The organism is [Clostridium] saccharolyticum WM1 (assembly GCF_000144625.1).
Lineage (GTDB): Bacteria > Bacillota > Clostridia > Lachnospirales > Lachnospiraceae > Lacrimispora > Lacrimispora saccharolytica.
Map to the genome: position 1 here is coordinate 3,619,300 of NC_014376.1, position 17,187 is coordinate 3,636,486.

15 protein-coding genes and 1 other annotated feature are annotated in these 17,187 nt (G+C 45.9%); of the genes, 5 read left to right on the top strand and 10 right to left on the bottom strand.

The genetic code is table 11. From position 1 onward, the window contains the following. Nucleotides 1-76 precede the first annotated feature (76 nt). From CLOSA_RS16845 to CLOSA_RS16855, 3 genes are all read left to right on the top strand, one after another. Nucleotides 77-1,447 carry an MATE family efflux transporter gene (locus tag CLOSA_RS16845; protein ID WP_013273950.1) on the top strand — a complete coding sequence of 457 codons (1,371 nt, stop codon included), beginning with the start codon at nucleotides 77-79 and terminating at the stop codon, nucleotides 1,445-1,447. A gap of 51 nt (nucleotides 1,448-1,498) precedes the next feature. Further along, on the top strand, nucleotides 1,499-2,020 hold the full coding sequence (locus CLOSA_RS16850; protein WP_013273951.1) for an NYN domain-containing protein: 522 nt from the start codon (nucleotides 1,499-1,501) through the stop codon (nucleotides 2,018-2,020). A gap of 62 nt (nucleotides 2,021-2,082) precedes the next feature. Beyond that, complete coding sequence (locus tag CLOSA_RS16855) at nucleotides 2,083-2,646, top strand: manganese efflux pump MntP (RefSeq protein WP_013273952.1); 564 nt, start codon at nucleotides 2,083-2,085, stop codon at nucleotides 2,644-2,646. On the opposite strand, the gene treC is transcribed toward CLOSA_RS16855, so the two are convergent. The 3 genes from treC to treR all read right to left on the bottom strand — a co-directional run bounded on the left by treC (nucleotide 2,643) and on the right by treR (nucleotide 6,618). Beyond that, nucleotides 2,643-4,301, bottom strand: coding sequence for an alpha,alpha-phosphotrehalase (gene treC, locus CLOSA_RS16860; RefSeq protein WP_013273953.1), 1,659 nt, complete (start codon nucleotides 4,299-4,301; stop codon nucleotides 2,643-2,645). The two genes, CLOSA_RS16855 and treC, sit on opposite strands and share 4 nt — an antisense overlap. Continuing rightward, entirely contained in the window at nucleotides 4,301-5,710 is a 1,410-nt protein-coding gene (gene treP, locus CLOSA_RS16865; RefSeq protein WP_013273954.1) for a PTS system trehalose-specific EIIBC component, read from the bottom strand. The genes treC and treP overlap by 1 nt, the downstream gene beginning before the upstream one ends. A gap of 194 nt (nucleotides 5,711-5,904) precedes the next feature. Beyond that, nucleotides 5,905-6,618 carry a trehalose operon repressor gene (gene treR, locus CLOSA_RS16870; RefSeq protein WP_013273955.1) on the bottom strand — a complete coding sequence of 238 codons (714 nt, stop codon included), beginning with the start codon at nucleotides 6,616-6,618 and terminating at the stop codon, nucleotides 5,905-5,907. A gap of 252 nt (nucleotides 6,619-6,870) precedes the next feature. Between treR and CLOSA_RS16875 the strand changes: the two genes are divergently transcribed. After that, nucleotides 6,871-8,202: an HD-GYP domain-containing protein gene (locus CLOSA_RS16875; RefSeq protein WP_013273956.1), complete on the top strand. Its 1,332-nt coding sequence runs from the start codon at nucleotides 6,871-6,873 to the stop codon at nucleotides 8,200-8,202. Nucleotides 8,203-8,251: 49 nt separating this feature from the next. Here the strand turns inward: CLOSA_RS16875 and tyrS are convergent, their stop codons facing one another. The 7 genes from tyrS to CLOSA_RS16910 all read right to left on the bottom strand — a co-directional run bounded on the left by tyrS (nucleotide 8,252) and on the right by CLOSA_RS16910 (nucleotide 15,976). Continuing rightward, a complete protein-coding gene (gene tyrS, locus CLOSA_RS16880) occupies nucleotides 8,252-9,475 on the bottom strand; it encodes a tyrosine--tRNA ligase (RefSeq protein ID WP_013273957.1) in 1,224 nt (407 codons plus the stop codon). A 39-nt stretch (nucleotides 9,476-9,514) separates the two neighbouring features. Beyond that, nucleotides 9,515-9,771: a binding site (T-box leader), on the bottom strand. Nucleotides 9,772-9,911: 140 nt separating this feature from the next. Beyond that, a complete protein-coding gene (gene pdxT, locus CLOSA_RS16885) occupies nucleotides 9,912-10,484 on the bottom strand; it encodes a pyridoxal 5'-phosphate synthase glutaminase subunit PdxT (RefSeq protein ID WP_013273958.1) in 573 nt (190 codons plus the stop codon). Between the two features lie 10 nt (nucleotides 10,485-10,494). Next, nucleotides 10,495-11,367: a pyridoxal 5'-phosphate synthase lyase subunit PdxS gene (gene pdxS / locus CLOSA_RS16890; RefSeq protein ID WP_013273959.1), complete on the bottom strand. Its 873-nt coding sequence runs from the start codon at nucleotides 11,365-11,367 to the stop codon at nucleotides 10,495-10,497. A 340-nt stretch (nucleotides 11,368-11,707) separates the two neighbouring features. Then, nucleotides 11,708-13,033, bottom strand: a complete 1,326-nt coding sequence (locus CLOSA_RS16895) for a 6-phospho-alpha-glucosidase (protein ID WP_013273960.1) — start codon at nucleotides 13,031-13,033, stop codon at nucleotides 11,708-11,710. A 35-nt stretch (nucleotides 13,034-13,068) separates the two neighbouring features. Then, nucleotides 13,069-14,661 (bottom strand): PTS transporter subunit EIIC, encoded by a 1,593-nt coding sequence (locus tag CLOSA_RS16900; RefSeq protein WP_013273961.1) that lies wholly within the window; start codon nucleotides 14,659-14,661, stop codon nucleotides 13,069-13,071. 189 nt (nucleotides 14,662-14,850) lie between these two features. After that, entirely contained in the window at nucleotides 14,851-15,633 is a 783-nt protein-coding gene (locus tag CLOSA_RS16905) for a MurR/RpiR family transcriptional regulator (protein ID WP_330362158.1), read from the bottom strand. Between the two features lie 52 nt (nucleotides 15,634-15,685). Next, complete coding sequence (locus CLOSA_RS16910) at nucleotides 15,686-15,976, bottom strand: hypothetical protein (protein WP_013273963.1); 291 nt, start codon at nucleotides 15,974-15,976, stop codon at nucleotides 15,686-15,688. Between the two features lie 173 nt (nucleotides 15,977-16,149). On the opposite strand from CLOSA_RS16910, the gene CLOSA_RS16915 reads away from it, so the two are divergent. After that, complete coding sequence (locus CLOSA_RS16915; protein ID WP_013273964.1) at nucleotides 16,150-17,178, top strand: 3-deoxy-7-phosphoheptulonate synthase; 1,029 nt, start codon at nucleotides 16,150-16,152, stop codon at nucleotides 17,176-17,178. Nucleotides 17,179-17,187 lie beyond the last annotated feature (9 nt).

The following is a 17,187-nucleotide window of genomic DNA, read 5'->3' on the forward strand; positions in this document are numbered from 1 at the left end:
ATACAATGTTGACTTTTCCTGTCGAAAAGGTTACAATTATGATCACGCTTACTATCACATAGGGAGGGCTTTTTTTATGTCTGAAACAATGGATGCTTTAAGACCTGAAGAAAATAAAATGGGAACCATGCCGGTAAACAAGCTTTTACTGACCATGTCACTTCCCATGGTTATTTCCATGCTTATACAGGCGCTTTATAACGTGGTCGACAGTATTTTTGTGGCACAGATCGGGGAAACAGCCCTTACTGCAGTATCCCTTGCCTTTCCCATTCAAAACCTGATCATAGCAATCGCCGTAGGCACCGGTGTGGGGGTTAATGCCCTCCTTTCCCGGTCCTTAGGAGAAAAGAACCAGAAAGGGGCTAATCTGGCTGCAGTTAACGGAATATTCGTTTTTATTCTCAGTTATATTGTTTCCGCCCTGTTGGGAATTCTCTTTTCCAGGTTCTATTTTACAGTGCAGACAGACAATGCGGAGATCATCAGCCAGGGAACTGCTTACCTTTCCATCTGTACGATCTTTTCCTTCGGCGTTTATCTGGAAATCGCCTTGGAGCGGATCATGCAGTCTACCGGACGCACCATCTACAACATGATCACCCAGGGACTTGGAGCCGTTATCAATATCATTCTGGACCCCATTCTCATATTCGGACTTTTTGGTTTACCCCGGCTGGGCATTGCCGGCGCGGCCATTGCAACCGTTATCGGCCAGATCATCGCCATGATGCTCCTGCTTTATTTTAACCTGACCAGAAATCCTGACGTGGATTTAAACATGCGGGGCTTCCGTCCCCATAAAGAGACCATTACGAATATTTATAAGGTGGGGCTGCCATCCATTATCATGCAGTCCATAGGATCTGTCATGACCTTTGGAGTAAATAAGATCCTTCTTTTGTTTTCCGAAACCGCTGTGTCCGTATTCGGCATTTTCTTTAAACTCCAAAGCTTCATTTTCATGCCTGTATTTGGACTGAATAATGGTATGGTACCCATAGTTGCCTATAACTGGGGAGCCAAAAACAGGGACCGTATTATGAAGACCATACGCTCAAGCATCATTGGTTCTGTCTCCATCATGTTTCTGGGTTTGATTATTTTCCAGGCGTTCCCGGTACAGCTTCTGCAGCTGTTCGATGCTTCTGAGCACATGATTTCTATCGGCGTTCCCGCCCTTCGCATCATCAGCTTAGGCTTCCTCTTCGCCGGCTACTGCATCATCATTGGTTCCGTTTTTCAGGCTCTTGGAAACGGAGTCTACAGCCTTATCGTATCCGTTGCCAGACAGCTTTTATGTATTTTGCCTATTGCTTATATTTTCGCCAAAGTCTTTGGTCTTCATGCGATTTGGTATGCCTTCCCTCTGGCTGAGACCATGTCCCTGGTTTTAAGCACCATCCTGTTTCAACGGATTTACATAAAATGCATCAAGAAACTTTAGGCACAAACCGAGTACGCAAGCATATCTGCTTGCTTCTTTAGGAGGCAAAAAATGAGTTCCGATTATCTGCTGGTGGACGGCTACAACATTATATTTGCCTGGCCTGAGCTAAAAGAACTGGCGGAGACCAACTTGGACTCCGCCAGAACCAGGCTTCAGGATGTGCTCTGCAACTATCAGGGCTATAAAAAATGCAATGTCCTTCTTGTCTTTGACGGATATAAGGTTAGGGGTAACCCGGGTACCGTCATGAATTACCACAACATCCACGTAATCTTCACCAAGGAGGCTGAGACCGCAGACCAGTACATAGAAAAGATCTCCCAGCAGATCGGCAGACAGTACCAGGTCCGGGTAGCCACCTCAGATAAGCTGGAACAGGTCATCATTTTGGGAAAAGGATGCACACGCCTTTCTGCCAGAGATTTAAAAAAAGAAATCGAAGAGACAAACTTTGAGATTAAGAAAGAACACTTAGAACGGATTCCTTCAAAGAAAAATCGTCTCTTCGATAACCTGGACCCGGAGCTGCTGGAATATCTGGAAAAAATACGGCTGAATAAAAAGGATTGAACATTCTATCCATTTTTTCCGGGGCATATATTTATTAAGCTAATACACAGGAGGAATATCATATGTCATTACTGGAATTGTTCATCATCGCGGTAGCCTTATCCATGGATGCCTTTGCCGTCTCCATTTGCAAGGGATTATGCATGCCAAAGATGAACTGGAACAATGCGGTCATTGCAGGCCTGTATTTCGGGGGATTCCAGTCCGGTATGCCCCTCATCGGATACCTGCTTGGTTCGCAGTTTAAGGAGGCCATTACCTCCTTTGACCACTGGATCGCCTTTATCCTGCTGGGAGCCATCGGCTTTAACATGATAAAGGAATCCTTCCGCAAAGAGGTGGAAGAATGTGAGGCTTCCCCCATGGCCCCCGGAAACATGATCCCATTGGCTATTGCCACCAGCATTGATGCGCTTGCAGTAGGTGTCACTTTTGCATTCCTCCAGGTACAGATCGTTCCGGCGGTTTCCTTTATCGGAGCCACCACCTTTACCCTGTCCATCCTTGGAGTTAAAGTTGGAAACGTATTTGGAACCCGTTATAAGTCGAAAGCGGAATTTGCCGGAGGGCTGATTTTAATCCTTATGGGGATCAAAATCCTGGTACAGCACCTGCTGGGTCTTTAAGCCTTTTCACAGCAATACAGCATAACTGTTCCAAAAGGGTCCAGAACAAGCTTTTTTCCATGGATCTTTGGATCGGCATAATTGGATAATAAAATCTCCCAGTCCTCCAGGTTTTCATTTCCTCCGGTCTCCTGGGGCCTTCCGGTAAAATTAGCAAAGACCAGAAGCCTTTCTTTCTGAAATCTTCTTTTATAAGCGAATATCCCTTCCTGCTTTACCAGGACAGGCTCATAGTTTCCTTCCCGGATCACCCGGAAGCTTTTTCTCAGCTTAATCAGCTTCTGATAGTAGAAAAATACCGAGTCAGGATCAGCCAGACTCTCCCTAACGTTGATCTCTTCATAGTTTTTGTTGACGCCGATCCAGGGAGTGCCAGATGTGAATCCGGCCTGCCCTTCTCCGTCCCACTGCATGGGAGTCCTGCTGTTATCTCTGGATCTTTCCCTTAAAATCCTGTAAATCTCTTCTTCCTCTCTCCCCTGCTCTTTTAAAATCTCAAAGTAATGAAGGCTCTCCACATCACGGTACTGGGTAATATCCGTAAAATACCCATTGGTCATGCCGATTTCCTCTCCCTGATAAATGTATGGCGTACCTCTCATACCGTGTATGACTGTTGCCAGCATCTTTGCAGTCTGCTTTCGGTACTTTCCGTCGTCGCCGAACCTGGATACTGCCCTGGGCTGGTCATGGTTGCACCAGAACACCGCATTCCAGCCATCCCCTTCCGCCATACAGGTCTGCCATGTATGGAAAATCTTTTTTAGCTTTTCAAAGTCATAGGGCATTAGAGACCATTTGTCTCCTCCCTTATAATCCACCTTTAAGTGATGAAAATTAAAGCACATTTTAAATTGTTTTTCCAGAGGGTTGGTATAGCGGATGCAGTGGTCAATGGATGTGGAAGACATCTCTCCCACCGTGATCATATCATCAGCATCCAGACCGGTATCCACAACGATTTCCCTTAAATACTCATGGATCCGGGGGCCGTCGGTGTAAAACCGGCGGCCATCCCCTTCCTCATCATCTTCCCAGGCAGACGGCTTGGATACCAGATTGATCACATCAAACCGGAATCCCTTGATACCCTTTTCCTTCCAGAAGCGGATTACCCTTTTTATCTCTTCCCGTACCATGGGATTCTCCCAGTTTAGATCTGCCTGGGTCTTGTCAAATAAATGGAGGTAGTATTTCCCTGCATCCTCCGAAAATTCCCACGCACTTCCTCCGAACTTGGACTGCCAGTTGGTCGGTGGATTTCCAGGGACCCCTTCCTGAAAGAAATAGTAATCCTGGAACTTTTTATCACCGTAAAGTGCCTTTTGAAACCATTCATGGCTTGTGGAGGTATGATTAAAAACCATATCAAGCATCAGCCCCATGCCCAGTTCTCCGGCCTTTGCAATCAGATCTTCCAAATCCTCCATGGTCCCGAACAGAGGATCGATCCGGCAGTAATCCTGGATATCGTAGCCGTTATCATTTTGAGGAGACAGGAAAAACGGGGTCAGCCAGAGGTAGTCAACACCCAGCCGCTTTAAGTAATCCAGCTTTTCCAGCACTCCCTTTAAATCTCCTATCCCGTCGCCGTTGCTGTCCCGAAAGGACTTGGGATAAATCTGGTACACACATGATTTCTTAAAGCTCTCCATTACGTGGTCCCTTTCTTCTTTCCAATTATGACTGTCAGTGCAAAAGGCACTGCAATGGCAATCAGCATGCAAAGTCCGAAGATTCCCATATACTGGGGCTGGATAGACAGAATACCAGGAAGGCCGCCTACGCCAATGGAATTAGCCATAACATTCATTCCCACAGAAACCGTAGCAGCTATGGCAGAACCAATCATGGCAGAAAGGAACGGAAATCCTCTCTTTAAGTTCACACCGAACATGGCCGGTTCTGTAACTCCCAGGTAACAGGAAATGCAGGCAGGTATGGAAATCTGCTTTGCTTCCTCATTCTTTTTTTGAAGGTACATCATTCCTAAAACCGCAGATCCCTGTGCAATATTGGACAGCGCGATCATCGGCCACAGCATGGTTCCTCCAAATTCAGCCATTAGCTGTAAATCAATGGCATTTGTCATATGGTGAAGGCCGGTAATAACAAGTGGCGCATATACAAAACCAAATAAGGTTGCAAACAGCCAGCGGAAGCTGGAAGTAAGCCCTGCATAAACTATCTTTGAAATCCAGGAACCAATCGCCCAGCCAATGGGTCCTACCACTGCATGTGCTGCAATTACTGCCAGCAAAAGGGACATGAAAGGAACTACAATCATGGACACTGCCTGGGGGGTAATTTTCTTAAAAAATCTCTCCAGGTAGACCAGTACGAATCCTGCCAGAATGGCGGGAATCACCTGGGCCTGATAGCCGATCATCTCCATTTTTACAAATCCAAAATCCCAGACCGGAACTTCCGCGCCGGATGCCATGGCATAGGCATTTAAAAGCTGGGGGGATACAAGGGTCAGTCCCAGAACAATACCAAGGATCTGGGTTGTTCCCATTTTTCTAGTAACAGACCAGGTAATCCCTACCGGCAGAAAATGGAAGATGGCTTCACCAAGGAGCCAGAGGAAGCTATGAACACCGGACCAGAACTGGGATACCTGAACAAGCGTTTCCGTTCCCCCGTTTACAAGCTTGATCTCTCCTATGATGTTGCGGAAGCCAAGAATCAGACCTCCTACGATAATCGCCGGGATCAAAGGAGCAAAGATCTCCGCAATATCTGCCACGGCCCGCTGCAAAAGGTTTAAGTTCCCCTTTGCCTCTTTCTTTACCTCGTCCTTAGATACCCCTTCCACACCGGATACCGATACAAAGTCATTGTAAAAAGACTGTACGTCATTTCCAATGATCACCTGAAACTGACCTGCCTGTGTAAAGGTGCCCTTGACACAGGAAAGTGCCTCGATCTGTTTTGTGTCTGCTTTCCCCGGGTCCACCAGCGCAAAACGCATTCTGGTCATACAATGGCTTACTGCACCGATATTTTCTTTTCCCCCCACATACTCTAATAGCTTTCTTGCATCGCTTTCATACTTACCCATATTCATACTCCCTTCATACATGTTTTTACCACACTTAAACTTATATGTTAATTTTGTAATTTCAATATAACATATACGTATATCTTTGTCAATATGCAGAAAAGAGAATTTAAACAGCCTGCAGTCGGTACTTGTCCGGATCTGACAAGATCGCAGCAGCCTATGAAGATGGAAGCATCAGGAGAAACGGATTCTTATAGCTTCCGGCGGGCAAAATCCACGAACTTAAACTTGTCCGGTCTGTGGCGTGATTCCGTGTATTGGAATAAGGTGGAATCTTCCAGGTACGTATAGCTTTTTACAATCACCACCATATCATAACGGCCCATATCAAGGAGGCGGTAATCCTCATCCGTAGCCATATGGACGGTGATTTCTTTCATGGCAAAGCCGATTTTAAGTCCCTGTTCGTTTTCTAAATATTCATAAACGGAATCCTGAGCCGCACGCAAAGGAAGGTTTTCCACTACTTTCCTGGAAAAATAATCCTTATCTATGATGATTTTTTCTCCATCGATTTCCCGGACCCGTTCCAGTACAAAGGCCTCATCCTCCGGGCCGATCTGCAGCGCATCCATCAGTTTCTTGTTATTCTTGACGATTTCCAGATTCTCCACAAATGTCCTTGGCTTTGAATTTGAATACCGGTAAATTTCCTTAAAGCTCGCAATCTCTGAAACCGGGAAGTTAAATTTGCTCTTATCCACCACCTCAGCGGCTTTTCCCCTGGCCTTACGGATGCAGCCATCCTCTGCCAAAAGCTCCAGTGCCTTTCGCACCGTATCACGGGAAGCACCGTAAATCTCCATCAATTCCCCTTCCGCAGGAAGCTTATCTCCCGGTCGGTATTCCCGCCTTTCTATTTTTTCAAGAAGGTCCTTATAAAGGCGCCTGTATTTACTCTCCATAGATCCATAACCTCACTTTACCTGACTTTTCATTGCTTTCGATCTCTGATTAATTTTAACATATACGTATACCTTAGTCAATGAAATCGGTTTTATACGGAAAAAAACGGCAGATACCCCTTAATCTTTTCCATACACCTTTTCCTGTTTATCGAACGATATTATGGAAAACAATCTTTTTTCTTTTCTTTCCATAAATGGTTTCCTATGGTAAACTGTTTTTAGAGCAAAGTTTACAAAGGAGGAGTATGCATGCAACTGCAGTACACAAATAATTTAAATAATAAAAGCGTCCTTGGCATTATCCGGCGCTTCTGTAATTACATTGATCCACGGCTGACGGAACATGGTTCCCATGTGGCTTATATTATTTCCCGTATGCTGAGGAATACGGGGCAATATTCCCGGCAGGAGCTGAGGGATATCTGCTTTCTGGCCCAGCTTCACGATATAGGAGCCTATAAAACAGAAGAAATATCCAGGATGATTCAATTTGAAACCAATGACATTTGGGAACATTCCTTCTACGGATATCTTTTCATTCGGTATTTCTCCCCTTTAAAGGATCTGGCCCCTGCAGTACTTTTGCACCATATCACCTGGAACTTTCTAGAAAAGGGGGATGAACTCAGTACTAAATTAAAAGACTTATCTCAGATCCTTCATATTGCAGACCGCATTGATGTCTCTATGTCACTGGAGAAGCGATCCTGGAAGGAAACTCTCCAGCTGCTGATCCAGGGATCAAACAATGTCTTCGCACCTCATATTGTAGAGCTTGCATCCAGGCTTAACTTTCAGGAACCCATAGATATGGAATGGAGAAAAGATTCAGAATACTTCGAATTCCTAACCAGCATTCCCCTTTCCGAAGAAGAGACTACGGAATATTTGAAAATGCTGGTCTTTATCATTGATTTCAGAAGCCATCACACCGTAACCCATACCATCACCACAACCAGCATCAGCTACGAGCTGGGAAAACTCCTTACCCTGAGTGAACACCGGCTGAATCTGGTATTGTGCGGCTCCCTGCTCCATGATTTGGGTAAAATCGCCATCCCGGTGGAGATCCTGGAATATCCGGGGAAATTAAGCCAACAAGCCATGTCCATTATGAGGACCCATGTGAATTTCACGGAAAAAATATTTGGTGGCAGCATTGACAAATCCATTGAACGCATTGCCCTGCGCCACCATGAAAAACTAAACGGATCCGGTTACCCCAAAAAGCTGAACGCTGAGGATCTGACTACAGAAGAACGGCTGGTGGCTATTGCGGATATCATCAGCGCACTGACCGGCACCAGAAGCTATAAAACCGCTTTCCCCACAAACCGCATACTGACCATCCTTACCAGAATGAAGCATGACGGTCTCCTGGATCCATATATCGTTGACCTTGCCATGGAACATATTGATGAGATCCTGGAAACTACCTCTATCCGCTGCCAGCCCATCTTAAATGTTTATGAGAAACTGAAAAACGAGTATGAAGCTCTCCTTCAATTAGAGACCTACAGCGAAAAGCTTTGTTTTGCACTTTCCATCAAGAATCCGGAAATTAAACCTTCATGGCCATAAACGCGAAGAATCCGGCTGAATTCAGCCGGATTCTGTCTTGCTCTTTTAATTATTTTGCAATTACCCTTACAAATTTTTTCTTACCCCGTTTTACCACAACCCCATCTCCGGACAGCTGATCTTTCGTAAATACAGCCTTTCCATCGGAAACAGCTTCTCCTTCCACGGTTACTCCTCCCTGCTCCACATTGCGCCTTGCTTCGGAGCGGGTAGGAGCCAGGCCGGATTTCTGGAGAATGGCCAGGATGTCAATGCTTCCATCGGTAAAATCCGCCTCTTCCAGTTCGCAGGTTGGCATATCTGCCGCATTGCCGCCGGTAAACAGCGCTCTGGCACTCTCTCTCGCTCTTTCCGCTTCCTCTTCTCCATGAACCAGATTGGTCAGCTCATAAGCAAGAATTTCTTTTGCTTCATTTAACTGGCTGCCTTCCCAGCTGTCCATCTCGTTAATCTGTTCGATAGGAAGGAAGGTAAGCATGCGCAGGCATTTTAACACATCTGCATCGGCAATGTTTCTCCAGTACTGGAAAAAGTCAAAAGGAGTAGTCTTTTCCGGATCAAGCCATACAGCACCGGACTGGGTTTTACCCATCTTATTTCCCTCGGAATTTAATAGCAGGGTGATGGTCATCGCATGAGCATCTTTTCCCAGCTTCCGGCGGATCAGCTCTGTGCCGCCAAGCATATTGCTCCACTGGTCATCTCCTCCAAACTGCATGTTGCAGCCGTAACGGTTAAACAGCTCATAGAAGTCAAAGCTCTGCATGATCATGTAGTTGAATTCCAGGAAGCTTAAGCCTTTTTCCATACGCTGCTTATAGCATTCCGCAGTCAGCATGCGGTTGACGGAAAAATGGGGGCCGACCTCTCTTAGGAAATCGATGTAATTTAAATTCAACAGCCAGTCTGCGTTATTAACCATAAGAGCCTTTCCTTCCGAAAAGTCGATAAAACGGCTCATCTGCTTTTTAAAGCAGTCACAGTTATGCTGGATTGTTTCCACTGTCATCACCTGCCGAAGGTCGCTTCTTCCGGAAGGATCTCCAACCATACCGGTTCCGCCTCCGATCAGGGCGATGGGCTTATTGCCTGCCTCCTGAAGGCGCTTCATTAAGCACAGGGCCATAAAATGACCTACGTGAAGGCTGTCGGCCGTGGGATCAAATCCGATGTAGAATACGGCTTTTCCTTCATTTACCATCTTGCTGATTTCTTCTTCGTTCGTCACCTGGGCGATCAGGCCGCGTGCTTTCAATTCGTCATAAATTGTCATCATTATTCTCCTTTTTCATTAAAATAAGCCCCGTCCTATCAAAAGGACGAGGCTGAAGTCTCGTGTTACCACCTTAAGTTTATAAACAGCTCACGCTGTCTACCTTTTTGAGTACCTGATGCGATACTCTAGCACAATAACGGGTGCGGGAATCCGTCGCAGCCTACTTGGCATCATAGCCGTTTGGTGCGAAGCTCAGAGATGTATTCACAATCCGTATCCCACGCGCCTCTCATCTGCCGGCTGCTTTCTGTGTGGTCCATCGTACTGCTACTTGTTCTTATCAACGCTTTTACTTGTTTATGAAGTTATTGACTAGTATATGTTGTTTTCTTTTATTTGTCAAGAGGGGTTTATTTCATTTTTTTGGGGTCCGGATATGTTTATAACACAGCGATATCAACTGAGGCCAAAAAGAACTATTTTGCTTTCTCTCTCAACAATTCATTGTATTACACATGTGCAAAAAGTGAGAATGAACGGTGGTATCTTCCGTCAGTTCCGGATGGAAAGCACAAGCCAGCATATTTTTTTCCCGGACAGCCACGATTTTTCCATCAACCTTTGCCAAAACTTCCACGCCCTGACCAACATTCGCAACATATGGCGCACGGATAAACACCATCGGAATGATTCTAGCGCCGCCATATTCAGATTCAGTTTTAAAGCTGGCTAGTTGCCTCCCGTATGCGTTGCGCTCCACTGTAATGTCCATACAGGCAAGATGGCTTTCTCCTCCGATAACTGTTTTCGCCAGCAGAATCATACCGGCGCAAGTACCCATCACAGGGATTCCTCTCTGAATCATTTGAAGAATTGGCTCCTTTAATTCTGATTCCCCCATCAGCTTTTCCATCACCGTGCTTTCGCCGCCGGGCAGAATTAAGCCACTTATTTCTTTGGTAAAATCTGCCCGCTGCCGGATTTCAAAGCTGTCTGCCCCTAGTTTGGACAACATCTTTTCATGCTCTGTAAACGCTCCCTGCAGGGCAAGTATTCCAATCCTCATGGCATTCACTCTACTTTCCACGCTCCGCCATCAAAAGGGCGATTTCCTGCTCATTGATACCTACCATCGCTTCGCCCAAGTCTTCGCTAAGTTCTGCGATTAACATTGCATCATTAAAATTGGTAACAGCTTTTACAATGGCGGCGGCACGTTTTTCCGGATTGCCGGATTTAAAGATACCAGAACCCACAAACACACCTTCCGCTCCCAGCTGCATCATCAGCGCGGCATCAGCAGGAGTCGCCACGCCTCCGGCGGCAAAGTTCACCACAGGAAGTTTGCCGTTTTGTGCCACCCATTTCACCAGATTCAATGGGGAAGCCAGTTGTTTCGCGGCTTCAAATAATTCATCCGCCCGCAATGCAGTGAGCCTCCGGATTTCGCTTTGGATTTTCCGCATATGCCGCACGGCCTGCACTACATCGCCAGTCCCTGGCTCGCCCTTAGTACGAATCATCGACGCGCCCTCGGCAATGCGGCGCAATGCTTCTCCTAAGTCTTTCGCACCGCAGACAAAGGGGGCGCGGAATTTGGTTTTGTCAATGTGATAGATGTCATCCGCTGGAGAAAGCACTTCGCTTTCGTCTATGTAGTCGATATCGATGGCCTCCAGAATTTGCGCTTCCACAAAATGCCCAATGCGTACTTTTGCCATTACAGGAATGGAAACCGATGCCTGAATCCTTCTAATCATTTTAGGGTCGCTCATTCGGGAAACGCCGCCTGCTGCCCGAATGTCGGCGGGAATCCGCTCCAAAGCCATCACCGCACATGCACCCGCTTGTTCCGCTATTCGCGCTTGTTCCGGGGTGCTGACGTCCATGATTACGCCGCCCTTTAGCATTTGAGCCAGATTTTTATTGAGTTCATATTGCTCTGACATAATAAATCCTCCTGGTATTCTTGGTCTCAGTTAATATCCTTATTATGCCCCAAAACTGGCCTTATCGAAAGTACCAGTTAATGTTTATTTGAAGATACCAGTTAGATATTTGAGCAACGGCTAATCCGTATTACATCCTTTGAGCCGCGTCCAAGGCAAGAAGCGCACACATTCAACAGGGAATGTCGCAAGCGGAACACTAAGCGGGCTGCCCTTCATCCGCTCAGCTGTATAGGAAAGACCGTATCCCCGTCTAATATACTAAAAAACAGCCCCGTCCTATCAAAAGGACGAGGCAAAAGTCTCACTAAGAACTTTTTTATTTATATTTTCGAAAATCCTACTTCAATTCCGGCCAGTATTCTTTATTGGCTTCCATGAGATCGTCTAAAATCTGTTTGGCAACGGAAGCGCTTGGCACGGTCTTTGATAAGGTAAGGGCCTGCCACAGCTTTAAATAGCTTCCCTCAATCCATGCTTCTACCACCAGACGCTCTACTGCAAGCTGTTCTTCCATCATCCCCTTTTCAAAGGTGGGAATGTTTCCCTGGCACAAAGGTTCCGGTCCTTCATTTCCTACCAGGCAAGGTACTTCCACCATGGCAGTAGGATCAAAATTAGAGATGGCTCCTTTATTTTCCACAATACACAGCATCTGCTCCCGGGTATTGAAACCAATGGCACATGCCAGATCCACAATGAAGGAAGCATGATTGTCTATGGAGAATGCACTGCCTTTAGCCGTCCCTGCTTCTATGATGGCCCTTGCAGCACTGAACACCTCCTTTTCTCTTCCCTCCATCACCTCATTGGCCCTGGTATGGCAGGGATCTGTATGCTCCACCACATAATCCGGGTAAAGATAATATTTCAAATAGGTATTGGGAAGAAAATCAGGTGACAGCTTTAATAAATCCGCTGCCTTTTTATGGGTCTGCTGCCAGCTTTCATCCATATGCTGGGTTTCCACAGCTTTTTCCGTCAGATACCCGTTTTTAGACACATAATCCAATAGCTGGGGCATTAAGTCGGTTCCGTCCTTATCCTTTACGCTGGTCCACCATCCAAAATGGTTCAGACCAAAATACTTCACGTCCATGTCCTTAGGATCCCTGCCTGCAATGTAGCCCATACGCCGCTTGGTTCCCACCGGCATATCGCAGATATTTAATACCTTGGAATGAGGCTTTAACACACGGCAGGCCTCTGCCACAATAGAAGCAGGATTGGAGTAATTAAGCATCCAGCAGTCCGGAGAATATTTTTCCATAAAATCAATTAACTCCATCATACCGCCAATACTTCTCATCCCATATGCGATTCCACCGGGACCGCAGGTCTCCTGTCCCACCACATGATATTTCATGGGAATCTTTTCATCCAGCTCCCGCATGGCATATTTGCCCACCCGGATATGAGCCATGCAGAAGTCCACATCCGTAAAGGCTTCCTTGGGATCCGTTGTATAGGAAAAATCCACCTCCGGCGCAATTTCCTTCATAACGATGCCTATGGCCTTTGCCAGGGTTTCCTGACGCTCTCCGTCATTGTCGTAAAGCTTTAAAGAACGTATGGGAAACCGGTGCAGGTTATCCATCATCATCATTACAATACCTGGCGTGTAAGTACTCCCGCCTCCTGCAATAACGATTGAGAATTTTTTCACTTTATGTTACCTCCTTGCTTTGTCTGGTTTATCACTTAGTTACTCTCGCCGTTTCCCAGCTCCTCATCCACTGCCCTTCTTACGGCAGCAACCTTTAAACCATAGATTACCTGAACGTTATTGCCCTTTTTCACCACGCCATTGGCTCCGGTGCCGTTTTTCAGCACATCCTCCAGTACCAGGTCCGGATGGGTAAGGATCAGGCGCAGACGGGTGAAGCAATTTTCCACTTTTTCAATATTGCCGGCTCCGCCCAGGGCTTTTATAATCAGCGCGGCATCCACATCATCGGCGTCTTTTCCCTCTTTTTCAGAAGCAACTTTTTCTTTATATTCCGCCTTGGTATGAAGCTTCATTTCCATTCCTTCTGTTTCCCGTCCCAGAGTCTTTAAATTCAGTTTTGCAATGAGAAGGCGGAATATGGCATAATAGACTACAAAAAATATAAGGCCTGTGACGATGTACTTGGGCCATCCGGTTTTATGAATTCCCAAAGGCACGTTGAAAAGCAGGAAATCCAGGAAGCCGTTAGGACCGATGGCACGGACATTCAATAAATTAAGAACCACCATGCTCAGACCGCTTAACCCCGCATGAACAATAAACAGGACCGGAGCCACAAACATAAAGGAAAATTCAATGGGCTCTGTAACCCCTGCAATGAAAGAAGTGAATGCAGCAGGAATCAGAATGGCTTTTATCTTATTGCGGTTTTCCGGTCTGGCCGTATGGTACATGGCAAGACAGGCACCCATAAGACCGAACATCTTGGAAACTCCTCTTGCATCCCATATCACTGACCGGGACAATACCTGAATGGAAGGGTCTGCGATTTCCGCATAATAAATATTCCTGGCTCCCTCAAACACCTGTCCCCCTATGGTTTCAATGCCTCCAAGAGAGGTATATAAAAACGGGGTATAGACCAGATGATGAAGGCCTGTTGGTATTAAAAGACGTTCCAGGGCACCGTAAATAAAGAGCCCGAAGTTTCCGGAACGATTAATGAATCCTCCAAGGCTGGTGATTCCCAACTGGACAAAGGGCCATACATAAGTAAGAAGCACCGCCAGTAAAACGGTCACAGGAATCAATACGATGAATACAAACCTGGAACCACCGTAAATCTGGAACGCATTTTGAAATTCTGTTTCACAAAACCGGTTATGGACCATAGCCGTAACGATTCCCAGAATAATTCCCAGGAACACGCCCATGTCTAAGATCTGTACGCCAAGGACCATGGCCTGACCCGTTCCCCTTAAAGATTCCCCTGTAAACAGGATCCCCGTCAAAGTCATGAATTTGTTCATGGCGTTAATGAATACCAGAAATCCCAAAAGACCGGTAAAACCAGCCTCATATTTCTTCTTATTGGCAAGGCCGGCGGCAAGTCCCACACAAAAGATCAGCCCTAAGTTGTTTAAAATGGAAACCAGGGAACCAGACAGAATGGTGCCAAAACCCTTTGTCACCGGATTATCCATAAAGGGCAGAAGCTCCAGCAATTTTGCATTGGTAAATAAATTTCCCACAGCGATTAAAATACCTGCGATGGGCAGGATCAAAACCGGGATGAACATTGCTTTTGAAAAGCGCTGCAACTGATCCATCACTTTATCTTTCATTCTCTTTTCCTCCAACTATCTATGATTGGTATTCTGTTTCTTCATTCCACGTGAAATTCATATCCGTATTATAGCTGCCGGTTCAGCCTTTGTATATACTTAGGGAAAGGATAGGAACCTGTTATTCCAAGTAGTAACAGGTTTCAAAAAAAGTCCCGGATGCCGCTGTTTTCACGTCATCCGGAACCCTTATTCTTCTTTTTTATCCATGTTTTGAAGCACCTTATGGTATTCGTAGATCAAAAGCTCCATGAGCATGAACACATTGGGAAAAAATGTATTTGCCATCATATTTCTGTCGTCCAGCTTATTGCTGTCTTCTATGCGAAACTGCATGTCCGTAATGGAGCTGACCCTGTTTTCCGCCTCATTGGTAAAGGACACGGTAAAAATGCCGTTCTCTCTGGCAGTCTTCACCCGGTCCGCCACCCAGTCTGTTTCCCCTGACCGGGAAACCACAATGAGCATTTTCATGTTTTCCAGATTATTTTCAAAAACACCGATGGAATCCATTCCATTAGAATAAATGCATTTTATCCCAAGAACAAGAAGCTTTTTTGTTAAGTATTCCACAGGAATGGCGGAAAAACCCGTAGCGTACAAAAATACATAACCATTTGCCAGACGGCCCAGCCTCCTGGCAAATTCCCGGATGTCTTCATAGGAATTATACTTTAAAAGAGAGTTGGAGCAAAAGCTGTTGATAAACTGCATCCCGGCATCTTCGTTATCCCTGGCCCGGTTTACAAGAGGCAGCAGCTTGTAATACATATCCACAAACCCGCTGTAGCCCAGCTTTTTGGTCAGGCGCATAATGGTGGAGGTGGAGGTAAAATTTTCCTTTGCAACTCCCCGAACTCCCATTTTAAGCATGGAATCCATGTGGTCAATGATGTAACGGAGAACGCCATCCTCTACCTCTGTCAGATTTTTTCCCGCTGTCAGCTTGCTTAAATCCACCATTCCCGCCATCCTTCTTTCCTTATTTTTGTATGCTATGTTTTTCTTAATCCTTATGGCTCATTCATGATAAAAAATCTTCATACCCCTGGATCATGGGATAAGGAGCGCAGTCCTTAAAAGGTGAGGTTATCGTCCCCTTCACATAGGTGCTGAACCCTGTGCGGCGAAAATCTTCCTTATTTTTGTTTTTTACCAGCCTGCCGCCTTTGCCGACTTCTCCGATGTAATGCCCGTTCTGGTCATAGATTTCCTTTCCATAGAATTTCCCAAGAATCCTTCCGTCACAGGCGGCCAAGTAATCTTTCTGCCTCACTCCGATATAGTTTCCTTGCCAATTCCAATATCGTTCCATTGAAATCCATCCTTCCTCTTTTCATTCTCTGCAATCATACACCATTTTTTCTTAAAAAGGAACACTTTAGAGAGGCACATTGCTAAATTTTCAATGAAAGCTGGATTTTTCCCGGGTTCTGTTATATAATCTACAGAAAAAATACAGAATAACCAGATACACAGGAGGATGCCATGGGATTTCAATATGTAAACAATCTGCCAAGCCCGGAAGAAATCAAGGAACGCTTTCCACTTCCGGCAGAATATCAAGCCCTTAAAATAGAACGAGACCAGGCCATCAGCGATGTACTCACCGGAAAAAGCGATAAATTTCTTGTGATTATCGGTCCCTGCTCCGCTGACAATGAGGAATCTGTTTCAGATTATGTTAACCGACTTGTGGCTGTTCAGGAAAAAACAAAAGACCGCCTTATTCTTATTCCAAGAATCTATACCAACAAGCCCAGAACCACAGGCGAAGGATACAAGGGAATGCTTCATCAGCCTGACCCGGAAAAAAAGCCGGACATGCACGAAGGACTTATCGCCATCCGCAGGATGCACATGAATGTGTTCTTAGAAACCGGATTATCCACAGCCGATGAGATGCTGTATCCGGAAAACCTGGGATATTTAGATGACATTATGTCTTATATTGCCATTGGTGCCCGTTCCGTGGAAAACCAGCAGCACCGTCTGACCTCCAGCGCCTGTGACGTCGCCGTCGGCATGAAAAATCCGACCAGCGGAGACTTGTCCGTTATGCTTAACTCTGTTGTAGCTGCGCAGCAGGCCCACGATTTCACCTACAGAGGCTGGGAAGTGCGGAGCAAGGGCAATCCATTGGCTCATACCATCCTTAGAGGCGCAGTCAACAAACACGGACAATGCATCCCTAACTACCACTTTGAAGACTTATTCCTCCTTCATGAGATGTACAGCCGCCGCAATCTGCAGAATCCGGCCTGCATCGTGGATACCAACCATTCTAATTCCAGCAAAAAATATAAGGAACAAATTCGTATTTCCAAGGAAATTCTACACAGCAGAAAGCATTCCCCGGAGATTCGTTCCCTGGTTAAGGGCTTGATGATCGAAAGTTACATTGAACCCGGCTGCCAGAAGGTGGGCGAAGGCTTCTATGGTAAATCCATTACCGATCCCTGTCTGGGCTGGGAAGATTCTGAGCGCCTGATTTATGAGATCGCAGAAAATGCATAAATCATTATT

Bases quoted from the DNA above. Each gene is read 5' to 3' on its own strand.
- CLOSA_RS16845 (WP_013273950.1), top strand. From the start codon at position 77: ATGTCTGAAACAATGGATGCTTTAAGACCTGAAGAAAATAAAATGGGA.
- CLOSA_RS16850 (WP_013273951.1), top strand. From the start codon at position 1,499: ATGAGTTCCGATTATCTGCTGGTGGACGGCTACAACATTATATTTGCC.
- CLOSA_RS16855 (WP_013273952.1), top strand. From the start codon at position 2,083: ATGTCATTACTGGAATTGTTCATCATCGCGGTAGCCTTATCCATGGAT.
- treC (WP_013273953.1), bottom strand. From the start codon at position 4,301: ATGGAGAGCTTTAAGAAATCATGTGTGTACCAGATTTATCCCAAGTCC.
- treP (WP_013273954.1), bottom strand. From the start codon at position 5,710: ATGGGTAAGTATGAAAGCGATGCAAGAAAGCTATTAGAGTATGTGGGG.
- treR (WP_013273955.1), bottom strand. From the start codon at position 6,618: ATGGAGAGTAAATACAGGCGCCTTTATAAGGACCTTCTTGAAAAAATA.
- CLOSA_RS16875 (WP_013273956.1), top strand. From the start codon at position 6,871: ATGCAACTGCAGTACACAAATAATTTAAATAATAAAAGCGTCCTTGGC.
- tyrS (WP_013273957.1), bottom strand. From the start codon at position 9,475: ATGACAATTTATGACGAATTGAAAGCACGCGGCCTGATCGCCCAGGTG.
- pdxT (WP_013273958.1), bottom strand. From the start codon at position 10,484: ATGAGGATTGGAATACTTGCCCTGCAGGGAGCGTTTACAGAGCATGAA.
- pdxS (WP_013273959.1), bottom strand. From the start codon at position 11,367: ATGTCAGAGCAATATGAACTCAATAAAAATCTGGCTCAAATGCTAAAG.
- CLOSA_RS16900 (WP_013273961.1), bottom strand. From the start codon at position 14,661: ATGAAAGATAAAGTGATGGATCAGTTGCAGCGCTTTTCAAAAGCAATG.
- CLOSA_RS16905 (WP_330362158.1), bottom strand. From the start codon at position 15,633: ATGGCGGGAATGGTGGATTTAAGCAAGCTGACAGCGGGAAAAAATCTG.
- CLOSA_RS16910 (WP_013273963.1), bottom strand. From the start codon at position 15,976: ATGGAACGATATTGGAATTGGCAAGGAAACTATATCGGAGTGAGGCAG.
- CLOSA_RS16915 (WP_013273964.1), top strand. From the start codon at position 16,150: ATGGGATTTCAATATGTAAACAATCTGCCAAGCCCGGAAGAAATCAAG.